This window comes from Schaalia sp. 19OD2882 (assembly GCF_018986735.1).
Taxonomy (GTDB): Bacteria; Actinomycetota; Actinomycetes; order Actinomycetales; family Actinomycetaceae; genus Pauljensenia.
Genome location: NZ_CP065521.1, coordinates 1891585 through 1906093, shown reverse-complemented (window position 1 = coordinate 1906093; position 14509 = coordinate 1891585). Strand labels below are relative to the sequence as shown.

Here is a 14509-nt window from a genome sequence, read left to right as displayed (position 1 = left end):
CCCACCCCGGTGGGGGGACACGGGACAACACCGCTCACAACCACTGTACAAACCACGACCAACCCACACCCCCCAACACCAGGGGGCGTGGAACACGGTTGACACCATTGCGGCGGTCATGGCGTGGGGGAAACGCCCGGCACCCATTCCGAACCCGGAAGCTAAGCCCCACAGCGCCGATGGTACTGCACCCGACAGGATGTGGGAGAGTAGGACACCACCGCAACACAACCACCCAACATGGGGGCCCAGAGCACACGCTCCGGGCCCCCACAACCACACCCACACAACAACACCAACGATCGCCATGCCCCCACGACCGGATGCAATGAGCGGATCTGGTGTTGGCGTCCTTCTGTCGCCAACACCACCCTCGACACGCCTTGGTCACGGACACACGTCCCTGATCCGGACGGAAGGGCAATGCCACCATGTCCAGCGTGAATCAGAGCGATGACATGACGCCCGCCGAAGGCGAGGCACCGAACGCGACCAATGCCCCGAGTTCCGAGCTGCAGGTCCCCAGCTCGACATTGACCACCCACCGCATGCGGGCCCACGACCGGCTGGCCGTGCAGTCCCGCGTGGTCCTTCGCTTGGGGCAGATGCTCCTGGCCTCGGGGGCCAGCGCTTTCCGCGTCAAGGACACCATGCGGATGCTCGCCAAGGCCGTGGGAATCGAGGAGCACCACGCCCAGGTCACCTACACGGAGATCGTTGCCACCGCCTACGCAAACGGCACCTTCCGCACGGAGCTCGCGGAGAACCGCGTGATGGGCGTCAACGCCGATCGGATCGACCGCCTCAACAACTACGTACGTTCCATCAGGGGCACCAGCGTCCTGGTGGAGGACGTCGAACGCCACCTGGACGAGATCGAGAAGGTCAAGCCTTTGTACGGCTGGCTGCAGAACGCGCTGGCCTCGGGCCTTGCCTGCGCCGCCTTCTCATTCCTCAACAAGGGCGGGTGGGTCGAATGCCTGGTGGTCGCCGTGGCGGCCTTCGCGGGGCAGTGGGTCCGCCGTCAGCTGCTCCACCGGCGCATGAACCACTTCGGCGTGTGGATGGCCAGCGGCGCAGTGGCGGCCCTCATCTACATCGGCGCGGTGGCCGCCGCACAGACCTGGCTGCACCTTGAGCCCACGCACCAGGCGGGTTTCATCTCCGCGATGCTCTTCCTGGTGCCCGGCTTCCCGCTGGTCACCGGCATCATCGACTTGGTGCGCCACGACTTCCAGGGAGGCATCGCCCGCCTGGTGTACGTCGCCCTGCTGGTCATCAGCGCCGGCATGGCCGTGTGGATCGTCTCGGCAACCTTCCAGTGGTCGGTCACCCCGAACCTCGTGTACGAACTGCCCGTACTTGTGCTGTACCTGTTGCGGATCCTCGCGAGCTTCGTGGCCTCCTTCGGATTCGCCATGCTCTTCAACTCTCCGTACAAGGTGTGCGCCGCGGCGGCCGTCATCGGCGCCACGGTCAATGTGGGCCGACTTGCCCTGCAGGACGAATTGGAACTGCCGGTTCAGGCGGCGGTGGGCCTGGCGGCGCTGGCGGCAGGCCTGCTCGCGGCCGAGATCGCACGTCGCACTCGCTTCTCACGTGTGACCCTGTCGGTGCCGGCAGTGGTCATCATGATTCCCGGAGTGCCCTTGTACCGTTCACTGGCCTACCTCAATGACGGAGAGACGGCTCTGGCCTTCGGATCGATCTTCACAGTCCTCTTCTCGATCACCGCGATCGGCGTGGGTCTGGCGGTCTCGCGGATGCTCACCGACAGGACGTGGCTGGTCGAACCCCAGCTTGCCCTGCCCCGGGTCGGTCAGCAGGACTGAAACCGGGAACGAAACGCCAACCGCAACGGCCCGCTCCCCCGGGGGGGCGGGCCGTTGCGGTGCAGTGCCGCAGACTCAGAGCCCGCCCAGGACCTGTGCGACGAAGATCTTGGCGATCATCGCCACCGGGTAGACCAAGGCGTAGCCCAAGGACACGCGCGGGTCGGCATTCGTACGCGAGTTCACGAATGCGAGGACCGCCGGCTGGGTCTGGGCCCCGCCCAGCAGACCGGAAAGTTGGGTGCCACCCATCTTGAAGACCCACCGCATGGTGATGTACAGGCCGATGGCCATGATCGAGGTCATGATGAAGCCCAGGATGAAGATGTTCAGCCATGCGCCCGAGGTGAAGGCCTCGATGATCTGACCGCCCGCCTTCGCGCCCGCCTGTGCGAGGAAGATGAGCAGACCGAGCTCGGCCATGACCTGGCAGGCCGTGAAGGGCAGTGCCGTGACGAAGGAACCGATGCGTCCGATCCTGCCGAAGACCAGGCCGACGATCAGGGTCCCGGCAGCCGAACCGATCGTGAAGTAGGCGCCCGTCGGCGTGAGGATCGGCAGCTCGCCGATGGCAATTCCGAGCGCCATGCCCAAACCCAGGGCGATGGGGTTCAGGTCGGACAAACCGCGCGCGGAGTCGCCGAAGAACTTCGTGATCTCGGCCATCTTCGAGGTCGGGGCCACCACGCGCACTCGGTCGCCCTGTTGGAGGACCAGGCCCGGCTCGGCCACCATGTCGACGTCGCCGCGACGCACACGCGAGATGGTCGCCGAGAACTTCTTCGACATCTCCAGATCTGCCACCGTGCGGCCCGCGAGCTTCGGGTCGGACACCGTCATGCGGCGGAAGTCCAGGTAGGTGCGGTCCTGGATGAGGGAGTGGGAGGATGCGTGGCCGAGTTCAGTGGCCACCCGTGCCACGAGTTCGCGGGGGCCGACGACGGTGACGAGGTCGCCCGGGTCCAGGGTGTCGGTGAGGGAGGGGCGTGAGATGGGGCCGGTCTCTCCGCGGCGCAGACGCGAGAAGGTGACCTTTCCTCCGAGCTTCTCCGCCATGTCGCCGATGCAGGGGTGGTCCTCGCGCTCCACGCGGATGGTCCTGTTGGCCAGGGGCGAGGGCGCGTCCCGGTCGTTCTTGCCGTAGGCCAGAGCCAGGGTCGCGGCGATCATCATGCCGATGACGCCGAAGAGGTAGGCGATCGCATAGCCGACCGTGGCCCGATCCAGCTGGTTCGAGGCCTCACCTGCGGCGGCCAGGGCCGGGGTGTTGGTGACGGAGCCGGCGAAGGTGCCGGCGATGAGGGCCGTGTCCATTCCCATCAGGTGGCCGACCTGGACCCCGACGAGGGCGGTGAGCGCGTAGAGGGCGACCATGGTCACCAGGGGGCCGATGGCGGACTTCAGGTTGTGGAAGAAGGACGCACCCGAGTTGATGCCGATGGCGAAGGTGAACAGTGCCAGGCCGAGCGTTCCGAGCTGTCGGGTGACCTCCAATTCGACGCCGTAGGACTTCGCCCATGCGGCCAGTCCGATCGCGAGGAAGAGAACCGCTGCGGCGCCCAGACCCACGCCCTTGATCTTCAGGTGCCCGAAGGCCATGCCGACGCCGATGAGAAGGAAGAGGAAGAGTACGGGCTGCTCGGACAGCACCTCGAAGACTTGCACCACGGTCACTCGCTCCAAGATCGTGAGGAAGGTGGAAAAGGAATGTCATCCCAAGTATCCCAGTGGGTCCGGGGCCCATCGGCGGCCCATCGTCCCAGCCGGACACGGGCCGAAGGCCGCCCTGCACACCCCGGCGCGGGGCGCCCGGGGAGCAGCCCTTCCCGGGGTGGGCCCGAAGTGTGAGACGAGAGGCACGTGCGGCCGCCACCCGCTTACGGTGGTGGGGTGCTCGACATTCGCATCGCCGGCTCCGCCGCCCTCGTCCTCGTAGCAGGGCGTGCGGTTCCTGCCGTGTGAAAACGGGTGGATCGCACGCCTTGTCCCCACGCCTCAGCCGCGGAGGGGGCTTTTTCATGGGACTCGCCCTTCCACCTGAGAGGACACCCTGGTGAACGACACTGACAACACCCGGACGATGACCGGCGCCGCCGCCATCGTCGCCACCCTCGAAGCCCTGGGCGTCACCGACGTCTTCGGAATGCCGGGCGGTGCGATCCTGCCCACCTACGACCCCCTGATGAGTTCCTCGCTGCGCCACATCCTCGTGCGCCACGAGCAGGGGGCGGGCCACGCCGCCGAAGGCTACGCACTGGCCTCCGGAAAGGTCGGCTGTGCGATCGTCACCTCGGGCCCCGCGGCCACGAATGTCATGACGGCACTGGCCGACGCGAACATGGACTCCGTGCCGATCGTCGTCATCTCCGGCCAGGTCGGCGCCTCCCTCATCGGCACCGACGCCTTCCAGGAGGCCGACATCGTCGGCGCCTCCGTGCCCGTGACGAAGCACTCCTTCCTCGTCACCCGCGCCCAGGACATCCCCGCCCGCATCGCGGAGGCCTTCCACCTGGCCGCCACTGGCCGACCGGGCCCCGTCCTCGTCGACATCACCAAGTCCGCGCAGAACGCCACCATGGAGTTCCACTGGCCACCCACCCTGGACCTGCCCGGATACCGCCCTGCCGGCAAGCCCCACATGAAGCAGGTGCGGGCCGCCGCCAAGGAACTGGCCACCGCCCAGGCGCCCGTCTTCTACGTCGGAGGCGGCATGATCCGCTCCGGCGCCAGCCACGCCCTTGCCCGCCTCGTCGAACTCTCCGACGCCCCCGTGGTCACCACCTTGGCGGCGCGCGGCGCTTTCCCCGACTCCGACCGGCACAACCTCGGCATGCCCGGCATGCACGGCACCGTCGCGGCCGTCGGCGCCCTGCAGCGCGCGGATCTCATCGTCGCCCTCGGGGCGCGTTTCGACGACCGGGTCACCGGCAACCTCGACTCCTTCGCCCCCCGGGCCAAGGTCGTCCACGTCGACATCGACGCGGCCGAGATCTCGAAGAACAGGGTCGCCGACGTGCCCATCGTCGGCGACCTCGCCCTGGTCACGGACGCACTGGTCGACGCCTTCCCCGCCGCCCAGGCCGAAACGGGCAAGGCCGACCTGTCCGGCTGGTGGCGCTACCTGGACCGCCTGCGCAGGAAGTACCCGATGGGGTGGGCCCAGCCCAGCGACTCCATGATGGCCCCGCAGGACGTGCTCACCCGACTGTCGCGCATCGCCGGCCCCGACGCCATCTACGTCACCGGTGTCGGACAGCACCAGATGTGGGCCGCCCAGTTCATCGGCTGCGAACACCCCCGCCACTTCCTGTCCTCGTGCGGGCTGGGAACCATGGGCTTCGCGATCCCTGCGGCCATGGGTGCCCGGGTGGGAGCCCCGGACCAGGTGGTGTGGGCCATCGACGGTGACGGGTCCTTCCAGATGACCAACCAGGAGTTGGCCACCTGCACCGTCAACGGCATCCCCATCAAGGTGTGCCTCATCAACAACTCAGTGCTGGGCATGGTGCGCCAGTGGCAGTCACTGTTCTACGGGCAGCGCTACTCGAACACCACGCTGAACCCCGTCGAGGGGGACCAGGTCCCCAACTTCGAGATGCTGGCCACCGCCTACGGTGCGGCGGCGCGGACCGTGCGCAGCATCGACGAGGTCGACGAGGCCATCGAGTGGGCCATGTCGATCAACGACCGCCCGGTCCTCATCGACTTCCGCGTCTCCAAGGATGCGATGGTGTGGCCGATGGTCGCGGCAGGAGTGTCCAATGACGAGATCCGCTATGCCCAGGGCATGGCGCCCGACTGGGAAGTGGAGGACTGACAATGGCACAGTTCCACACGCTGTCCGTCCTGGTGGAGAACAAACCGGGTGTCCTCATGCGGGTCGCCTCCCTGTTCGCCCGGCGCGCGTTCAACATCAAGTCCCTCACCGTGGGTGAGACCGAGGTCGAGTCCGTTTCACGCATGACGATCATCGTCTCCGCCGAGGACACCCCCTTCGAGCAGGTCACCAAACAGCTGAACAAGCTGGTCAACGTCCTCAAGGTCGTCGAATTGGAGGAGGAGGCGAAGGTCGAGCGTCGCCTGCTCATGCTCAAGGTCCAGGCCGACCAGTCGCGCCGCACCGGCGTCCTGCAGGTCGTCGACCTGTTCCGTGCCCACGTCGTCGACGTCCAACCGGACACGGTCGTCATTGAGTCCATCGGCTCGCTGCCCAAGCTCGAGGCGCTGCTGCGCGCCCTCGAACCCTACGGAATCAAGGAAATCGTCCAGTCGGGCGCCGTGGCGATCGGCCGCGGGTCGCGTTCGATCACGGATCAACTGAAGGAGAAATGACCATGGCAGAGATCATCTACGACGACGGCGCCGACCTGTCGATCATCCAGTCCAAGAAGGTCGCCGTCATCGGCTACGGCTCCCAGGGACACGCGCACGCCCTCAACCTCAAGGACTCCGGAGTGGACGTCGTCGTCGGACTGCGCCCGGGATCGTCCTCGTGGGAGAAGGCCGAAGGCGCGGGCCTGGCCGTCAAGGACATCCCCGAGGCCGTCGAGGGCGCCGACGTCATCATGATCCTGACCCCCGACCAGGCCCAGCGTCACGTCTACGCCGAGCAGATCGCTCCCAACCTGAAGGACGGCGCCGCCCTGTTCTTCGCCCACGGTTTCAACGTCCGCTTCGGCTACATCGCCCCCGAGGCCGGACACGACGTGTGCATGGTCGCCCCCAAGGGCCCGGGCCACACGGTGCGCCGCCAGTACGTCGAGGGCAAGGGGGTGCCGGCCCTGGTCTGCGTCGAGCAGGACGCCTCCGGACAGGCCTGGGAGCTGGCCCTGTCCTACGCCAAGGCCATCGGCGCCACTCGCGCCGGCGTCATCAAGACCACCTTCACCGAGGAGACCGAGACGGACCTCTTCGGCGAGCAGGCCGTCCTGTGCGGTGGCGTCTCGCGCCTCATCCAGTACGGCTTCGAGACCCTGGTCGAGGCGGGCTACCAGCCGGAGATGGCCTACTTCGAGGTCCTCCACGAGCTCAAACTCATTGTCGACCTCATCAACGAGGGCGGGATCTCCAAGCAGCGCTGGTCGATCTCGGACACCGCCGAGTACGGCGACTACGTCTCCGGCCCTCGCGTCATCGGCCCGCAGGTCAAGGAAGCCATGAAGGAGGTCCTTGCGGACATCCAGGACGGCACCTTCGCCCGCCGCTTCATCGCCGACCAGGACAACGGCGGCCTGGAGTTCAAGGCGCTGCGCGCCCAGGGCGAGGGCCACCCGATCGAGGCCACCGGCCGTGAGCTGCGCGCCAAATTCGGTTGGGCCCAGGTTGACGCCGACTACACGGAGGGCTCGGCCGCCCGCTGACCCCCACTGAAGGCCCGGGGCCCGCGTCCGGTGGATCCCACCGCCGGATGCGGGCCCTTCGGAGTCGGCGCCGACCTCCTCGGACCAACGGGTGGACGCTCCGGAAGGGGGCGCCGGGCGGCGGGTTGAATGCTGCCATGACGATTCTTGATCTGGCAGTGATTCCCGGCGACGGCATTGGCAAGGAGGTCGTGCCCGAGGGACTGAAGGTCCTGGCTGCGGCACTGGCCGGCACCGGAGTGGAGTTCACCACCACCCACTACGACTTGGGCGCCGATCGCTGGCACCGCACCGGCGAGACCCTGACCGACGCGGACCTGGAGGCCATCAAGGGTCACGACGCGATCCTCCTCGGAGCCGTCGGAGACCCCAGCGTGCCCTCCGGTGTGCTGGAGCGCGGGCTGCTGCTCAGGCTCCGCTTCGCCCTCGACCACTACGTCAACCTGCGCCCCTCGAAGTACCACGAGGGCGTGCCCAGCCCCCTGGCCAACCCGGGCGACATCGACTTCGTCGTCGTACGCGAAGGCACCGAAGGCCTGTACTGCGGCAACGGGGGAGCCGTGAGGGTCGGCACCCCCCACGAGATCGCCACCGAAGTCTCCGTCAACACCGCTCACGGCGTGGAACGCGTGGTCCGCTACGCCTTCGCCAAGGCCGCCTCGCGCCCCGCCAAGCACCTGACCCTGGTCCACAAGCACAATGTTCTGGTCCACGCCGGACACCTGTGGCGCCGCACCGTCGAGGCGGTGGCCGCCCACTACCCCCAGGTCAGCGTCGACTACTGTCACGTGGACGCCGCCACCATCCACCTGGTGACCGACCCCCAGCGTTTCGACGTCATCGTCACCGACAACCTCTTCGGTGACATCCTCACCGACGAGGCCGGGGCCGTCACCGGCGGCATCGGTCTGGCGGCCTCCGGAAACATCAACCCCGATGGCGTCTTCCCCTCGATGTTCGAACCCGTCCACGGCTCCGCCCCCGACATTGCGGGGCAGGGCAAGGCCGACCCGACGGCCACCATCAGCTCGGTGGCCCTCATGCTCGACCATCTCGGACACGCGGCCCCTGCCCGCCGCATCGAAGCCGCCATCGAGGCGGACATGGCGGCCCGGGCGACTGCGGCTGCGGCAGGAGCGCCCTTGGTGCGTTCGACCAGTCAGATCGGCGACGCGATCGCCGCCCTGGTCCACTGACGGGCGGGGTTGTCTCCCGGCGCACACTGCGCCTATCGTTGAAGGACATTGCACGGGAGCCCTCATCCAAGGGCTGAGAGGGAGGTCGAGCCTCCGACCGGTGAACCTGATCTGGGTCATGCCAGCGAAGGGACGCAAGTCCACCCCCACGGGTGTCCGTGCTCGCACGCGACCTCGGAGGGGACATGGACACCAGCAGTCGGCTTCCCGACCGCCTTCCCGGCGACGACCCGCAGATGAGCGTGGTCGATCCCGTGTGGCCGGTCATCACCCGTGAGGCCGCAGGGGCCGTCCTGGGGGCACTCGCCAGCCCGGTGCGCGCCACACGGGTCCTCACCGTCTCCTCGCGGCCCATGGCCGCCGCCTCCTTGGTCGACACCGACGCCGGTCCCCTCTTCCTCAAACGCTACGGCCACGCCAGCGTGCGCCCCGCACACCTGGAAGCCACCCACCGCTTTGTCGCCCACCTGGCCGACCACGGTGTACCCACCCCGCGCTTCCTCCCCTTCTCATCCGGTAGGACCGCCATGACCTGCGAGGACGGAATCTGGGAGGTGTGCGGGGCCGCCCGCGGCGAGGACCGCTACCGCCTGACCCACTCCTGGCAGCCTCCCCGGAGCACCGCGGACGCCCACGCCCTGGGCAGGGCGGGAGCGGAGATGGCCCTGGCTTCGGCCTCCTTCGATCAGCCGCGCCAGGCCGACGCCATCTACCAGAGCCGCCTGGACCTGTTGGCCGACGCGGACCCGCGCGGCCGCGTCCACGAATGGCTCGGCCGCCACCGCGCGGTCACCGAGGTGTTCGAGCTCCTCGGCGCGGACGTCGACTCGGTGATGGCTCCCCACTTCGAGGCGGCTGCCCGCCTGAACGGTCACCTGGCCGACATGCCCACCCAATGGACCCACGGAGACCTGCACGTCTCCAACGCCTTCTGGGACGAGGACGGGGTGTGCGACCTCGTCGACTTCGGCCTGGCCGACCGCAATGTCGCCGTCCTGGACCTGGCGGTCATGGTCGAACGCAACGCCTTCGAATGGCTGGAGATCATGAACGGGCGCACTGATGCCGTGCGTCGTGACATCGCCGAGGCTCTCGTGCGCGGCTGGCACGAGGTGCGCCCACTGGACCCGGCCGAGCGCGCCGCCCTGCCGGCCATCATGCCCGTCGTCCAGTCCGAGTTCGCCCTCAATGTCATCGAGTACCAGTGGGGGGTCCTCGGCAACGAGGCCTCGGCACGCTGGGCCCTCGACGTGTTCCTCGGCGCGCACACCACCTGGTTCACGTGCCCCCAGGGCCGGCAGTTCACCGCCTGGCTCGGCACTCTGATGTGCGACCTGCCCGAGGGGCCCGCATCGCCCGAAAGGAGAGACCACCGATGACCCGTACGCGCCGCCTGACACCGTTGGCCGCCCTGGCGCTCCTGCCCGCGCTGCTCACAGGACTCCTCGGATCCTGCACCGCCGGGGCGCCCGTGACCCCCGACGCCTCCGGGGCCCGGAGCGCCGAGCCTGCGAAGGTGAGGATCGTCCTGGACTGGACACCGAACACCAACCACACGGGAGTCTTCGTCGCCCAGGAACGCGGCTACTACCGGCAGGAGAACCTGGAGGTCGAGATCCTGCCCTTCAACAAGGCGGGGGTCGAAGCCGTCCTGGCCACCGGCGGCGCCGACTTCGGCTTCTCCGGTGCGCCGTGGACCACGCAGGCCAATGTCAACGGCCAGGACGTCCAGATGGTCCTGACCCTCATGCGCAAACCCGCCGTGGCGATCGCCGTCAAGGCCGACAATCCGTCGATCTCCTCACCCAAGGACCTGGATGGCAGGACCTTCGCCTCCTGGGGCTCCTCCGAACTGGTCGGCTCCGTCCGCGAGATGATCCGCGCCGACGGTGGCACGGGCACCTTCGACCAGGTGATGCTGGGCACCAGCGCCTACGAGGCCGTCCACTCCGGCACCGCCGACTTCGCGCAGGGCCTGGTCACTTGGGAGGGGATCGAGGCCGACCTGCGCGGCACACCCCTGCGATTCTTCCGCCCGGCGGACTTCGGCGTGCCCCTGGTGCCCTCCGAGGTCGGGATCGCCTCGACCCGCACCTACCTGGCGGACCACAGCCAGGTGGCCCGAAGGTTCCTGCGCGCCACCCGCCGGGGGTACGAGGACGCCGTCAAGGACCCGGCGGGCACGGCCGACGTGCTCGTCGCCGCCAACCCGCAGGCCAAGATCGACCCCGAATTGGCCCGGTGTTCCCAGCAGCTTCTGTCCACCGAGTACTGGCCCGACGAGGACGGGCGGGTGGGGCGCTGCGACCGTGATGCCTGGCAGGCCTACCTCGACCACCTCGTCGACAAGGGCTACTTGGTCGACTCCACGGGAGCCCCCGTGACAGTGGCGCCGAAGGTGGACGACCTCGTGACGAACGAGTACCTAGAGTGAGATCTCGGTGGCGTCCGCGCGTGCTCGTCGCCGCGTCGGCGGGTCCGGTGCTCCTGGGAGCCTGGGAGGGGATCGTGCGTGTGGGCGACGTCCCCGCGAGGATCCTTCCTGCCCCGTCGAGCATCGTCGAGGGCGCCGTGGGGGACTGGGTGAACCTCGGCCGCGCCAGCATGACCACCGTGGTCGAGGGAGTGAGCGGGCTGTTGCTGGGCATTGCCGTGGGGGCCCTCCTCGCCCTGGCACTGCACCTGTGTCCGAGTCTGGGAGCAGGGGTCCATCCGCTGCTGGTCGTCTCCCAGGCGGTCCCCCTCATCGCGGTCGCGCCCCTCATGGTCATCTGGTTCGGATTCGGCGTGAGCTCGAAGATCCTCGTGGTCGCCGTCTTCTCCGCCTTCCCGGTGGTCCTTCCTTTCCTCAGAGGTCTGGATCTGGTGCCCCGCTCCCATGTGGAGGTGGTGCGCGCCCTGGGGGCCGGCCGGGCGTGGGTGCTGGCGCAGGTGCGCCTGCCCTGGGCGTGCGAGCGCTTCTTCTCCGGGGTGCGGATCTCGGCGACCTACGCCTTGGCCACCGCGGCGACCGCCGAGTTCATGGGTGCCCGGGACGGGCTGGGCATCTACATCCTGTCCGCCCAGTCCTCATTTCGCACGGACCTCGTGTTCGTCGGCGCAGCAGCCCTCACCCTGCTCACCGTGGTCCTGGTCGGTGTGGTCGTCCTGGTGGAGGAGGCCGTGCGTCCGAGACCGCGGTTGTCGGGCAGGCGCAGGGCCTTGGCGCGGGTGGTATCGGCGTCGGGGCCGAGGGAGTCCCAGGTGAGGCCACCGGTGCGGCCCGGCCCATCGGTGACGGTCCGGGGGCTGGGAAAGACCTTCCGGGGGCAAGGCGGCCCCGTCCCGGCGATCTGCCAGGTCGACCTGGATCTGGAGGCGGGCTCCGTCATTGCCCTGGTCGGCCCCTCCGGATGCGGCAAGTCGACGATTCTGCGGATCCTCGCCGGCCTTGAGGTGGCCGACAGCGCACGCATCGAGGTCGATGGGCAGCTGCGGCGCAATCTCAGGGATCTCATCGCGTGGATGCCGCAGGGGGACTCCCTGCTGCCATGGTTGGACGTGGCCGACAATGTCGCCCTGGCCCGGCGCCTGCAGGGGGCGGACCCGGTGGCGGCGCGCCGTGCCGCCCTGGACAGCCTGAGCGACGTGGACCTGGAGGACTTCGCCGCCAGCGCCCCCTCGCAACTCTCGGGAGGGATGAGGGCCCGGGCGGCCCTGGTACGAACCGTCCTGGCAGCATCCCCGATCGTCCTGTTGGACGAACCCTTCAGCGCCCTCGACTCCCTCACCCGCACCGAGATCCAGGACTGGACCGCGCGGATCCTGCGCACTTGCGGCGCCACGGTGGTCCTGGTCACCCACGACATCTCCGAGGCCGTCCAGATGGCCGACAGGGTCGTCGTCCTGTCGGCGCGGCCCTGCCGAGTCGTCGGCACCGTCGACGTGGACCTGCCCTCACCGCGTGGCGCGCACACGCGCACCCAAGCGCACTTCCACCACCTGTGTGCCCTCGTCGAAGACCTGCTCACCTGCACCCCTCCGATTCGAAAGGAACACTGATGAGCGACACGCTGGTGCGCATGCACCTGGAATACGTCCACCCCTGGCCCAACCACGCCGGGCTCTTCGTCGCCCGCAAGGAAGGCTTCTACGCCGAAGAGGGCCTGGACGTCGACCTGGTCTCCGACGGGGACGACCGCGGCGACGCGGCCGCCAAACTGGCCCGCGGTGAATACGACCTGGCTTCCGTGCGCCTGGGGCAGGTGGTCGAATCGCGTGGTACCGACACGCCCCTGATCTCCATCGGCACCTTCAACCAGCGCCAACTCGGCGCCGTCATGACCACACCCGACACCGGAATCCGCCGCTTCGCCGACCTCGAAGGTCGCAGGGTGGCCATCCCACCGGTGGGCCGCCTGGTCCAGGAACTCCGCGAGGCGGTCCTCGCCGACGGGGCGGACCCGGACCGGGTCATCATCGAACACCCCGAATGGGAGGTCGACATCCGCGCCGTCGAACAAGGACTTTGAGAGGCCGTCTTCAATGTGCGCGCCAGGAGGCCCTGCGACACGACACCGAACTGTACCGGCGCTTCCTTGCCGCCACCGCGCGCGGCTACCGCCGGGCCATGGAGGACGAGGAGGCGGTCGTGCGAGCCATGTCGGCGGCCCTGTGGCACGTCTCTCCCGCAGTCATCCGCGCCTCGACCCGGAAGATCCGCGACTCGTGGTTCACTCCCGAGGGCCGTTGGGGAGAGATCCAGGCCGACTTGGTCGACTCCTACACCCGTTGGATGCGCGAAGGCGGGTGGACCACCGCGCCGGTCGAGGCCACCTGCGGCGCATGGCGCAACGACCTGCTTGCCTGATCCGGGTCACATCACGGAAGAAGGCGTGGGGGGCGCCCGGAGCGGGCATATCCTGTCCACGACGACCAACCGAGGAGGCCCCCATGTCGCTCGACCACACGCCCACGGAATTGGAAACACTGTCCGAGCTGCCGCTGCCCGCGGCCGACGAACTGGTCGAGCGTTTTCCCCTGACCCCCAACCCGGCCCCGGCAAGCGACGCCGTCCACGAGGAGGTCATGTCGAACCCGGGCTTCGGCAAGGCCTTCACCGACCACATGGCGCACATGGTGTGGACCCTCGAGGAGGGCTGGCACGGGCGTGAAGTCCTCCCCTTCGCCAACCTTTCCCTGTCCCCGGCGGCCTCCGTCCTGCACTACGGGCAGGAGGTCTTCGAGGGGATCAAGGCCTACAGGCACGAGGACGGGTCCGTGTGGACCTTCCGGCCCGGATACAACGCCGCCCGCATCAACCACTCCTCTTGGCGATTGGCGATGCCGGCCATCGACCACGAGGACTTCGTCGCCTCCTTGGCCGCCTACGTGCGCGCCGACGAACGCTGGGTGCCCTCCGGCGAGGGCGCCAGCTTGTACCTGCGGCCCTTCGTCGTGGCCACCGAGCCCTTCCTCGGGGTGCGCTCGGCCCACCGTTTCGACTACTACGTCATCGGCTCGCCCTCGGGCCCTTACTTCAAGGGCGGCCCGAAGGGCGTGTCCATCGAGGTCGTCAGGGGCTTCCACCGGGCGGGCCCCGGAGGGACCGGCTCGGCCAAGTGCGGCGGCAACTACGCGGCCTCCCTGCTGCCCCAGATGGAGGCGTGCGAACGCGGCTTCGACCAGGTCTGCTTCCTGGACACCTACGAGGAGAAGTACTTGGAGGAGCTGGGCGGCATGAACGTCTTCGTCGTCATGTCCGACGGCAGCGTGCGCACCCCGCAGCTCTCCGGCACGATTCTCCAGGGGGGGACCCGTTCGGCGATCTGCCGCCTCATGCGCGACCGGGGGGTGGATGTGCGTGAGGAACGCATTGCCGTGGACGACCTGGTGGCGGGAGTCGAGTCCGGCGCCGTGGCGGAGGTCTTCGCCTGTGGAACCGCGGCCGTCGTCACTCCCATCGCGCGCCTGGCCGGCCAGGACTTCGACGTGCGCCTGCCCGTGGGCGACAGGACCCTGGAGATCCTCCACGCGGTCACCGACATCCAGATGGGACGGGCGGAGGACCCCTACGGGTGGACCTACCGGATCCTGTGACGCGGGCGCGTGCTGTGTGACGCGAACCCTACGTGACGAGGTG

At 68.5% G+C, this 14509-nt stretch carries 12 protein-coding genes, 1 rRNA gene and 1 riboswitch; of the genes, 12 read left to right on the top strand and 1 reads right to left on the bottom strand.

What is annotated here, in order from left to right; translation table 11 throughout:
- Window positions 1–108: 108 nt before the first annotated feature.
- Both rrf and I6B53_RS08375 read left to right on the top strand, forming a co-directional pair.
- Window positions 109–226: ribosomal RNA gene (gene rrf, locus I6B53_RS08380) — 5S ribosomal RNA — on the top strand.
- Window positions 227–548: 322 nt separating this feature from the next.
- A complete protein-coding gene (locus I6B53_RS08375; RefSeq protein WP_216765430.1) occupies window positions 549–1832 on the top strand; it encodes a threonine/serine exporter ThrE family protein in 1284 nt (427 codons plus the stop codon).
- Between the two features lie 75 nt (window positions 1833–1907).
- On the opposite strand, the gene I6B53_RS08370 is transcribed toward I6B53_RS08375, so the two are convergent.
- Window positions 1908–3500, bottom strand: coding sequence for an aspartate:alanine exchanger family transporter (locus I6B53_RS08370; protein ID WP_216765429.1), 1593 nt, complete (start codon window positions 3498–3500; stop codon window positions 1908–1910).
- A 382-nt stretch (window positions 3501–3882) separates the two neighbouring features.
- Here I6B53_RS08370 and I6B53_RS08365 point away from each other — a divergent pair, with 382 nt between their 5' ends.
- From I6B53_RS08365 to I6B53_RS08325, 10 genes are all read left to right on the top strand, one after another.
- A complete protein-coding gene (locus I6B53_RS08365) occupies window positions 3883–5649 on the top strand; it encodes an acetolactate synthase large subunit (RefSeq protein ID WP_216765428.1) in 1767 nt (588 codons plus the stop codon).
- Between the two features lie 2 nt (window positions 5650–5651).
- Window positions 5652–6164 carry an acetolactate synthase small subunit gene (gene ilvN, locus I6B53_RS08360; RefSeq protein WP_216763796.1) on the top strand — a complete coding sequence of 171 codons (513 nt, stop codon included), beginning with the start codon at window positions 5652–5654 and terminating at the stop codon, window positions 6162–6164.
- Between the two features lie 2 nt (window positions 6165–6166).
- Entirely contained in the window at window positions 6167–7192 is a 1026-nt protein-coding gene (gene ilvC, locus I6B53_RS08355; protein ID WP_216763795.1) for a ketol-acid reductoisomerase, read from the top strand.
- A 137-nt stretch (window positions 7193–7329) separates the two neighbouring features.
- Window positions 7330–8388, top strand: coding sequence for a 3-isopropylmalate dehydrogenase (locus I6B53_RS08350; protein ID WP_216763794.1), 1059 nt, complete (start codon window positions 7330–7332; stop codon window positions 8386–8388).
- 42 nt (window positions 8389–8430) lie between these two features.
- A riboswitch (TPP riboswitch) is annotated at window positions 8431–8539 on the top strand.
- Between the two features lie 34 nt (window positions 8540–8573).
- Window positions 8574–9767, top strand: a complete 1194-nt coding sequence (locus tag I6B53_RS08345) for a phosphotransferase enzyme family protein (protein WP_216763793.1) — start codon at window positions 8574–8576, stop codon at window positions 9765–9767.
- Entirely contained in the window at window positions 9764–10822 is a 1059-nt protein-coding gene (locus I6B53_RS08340) for an ABC transporter substrate-binding protein (protein ID WP_253953836.1), read from the top strand. The genes I6B53_RS08345 and I6B53_RS08340 overlap by 4 nt, the downstream gene beginning before the upstream one ends.
- A gap of 20 nt (window positions 10823–10842) precedes the next feature.
- Window positions 10843–12429, top strand: a complete 1587-nt coding sequence (locus I6B53_RS08335; RefSeq protein ID WP_253953835.1) for an ATP-binding cassette domain-containing protein — start codon at window positions 10843–10845, stop codon at window positions 12427–12429.
- Entirely contained in the window at window positions 12429–12899 is a 471-nt protein-coding gene (locus I6B53_RS11110; protein WP_253953834.1) for an ABC transporter substrate-binding protein, read from the top strand. The genes I6B53_RS08335 and I6B53_RS11110 overlap by 1 nt, the downstream gene beginning before the upstream one ends.
- The gene (locus I6B53_RS11105) at window positions 12896–13237 is read left to right on the top strand and encodes a hypothetical protein (protein WP_253953833.1); all 342 of its coding nucleotides are present in this window, start codon (window positions 12896–12898) and stop codon (window positions 13235–13237) included. Before I6B53_RS11110 ends, I6B53_RS11105 begins: the two co-directional genes overlap by 4 nt.
- Window positions 13238–13320: 83 nt before the next feature.
- Window positions 13321–14466, top strand: coding sequence for a branched-chain amino acid aminotransferase (locus tag I6B53_RS08325; protein ID WP_216763792.1), 1146 nt, complete (start codon window positions 13321–13323; stop codon window positions 14464–14466).
- Window positions 14467–14509: the final 43 nt, after the last annotated feature.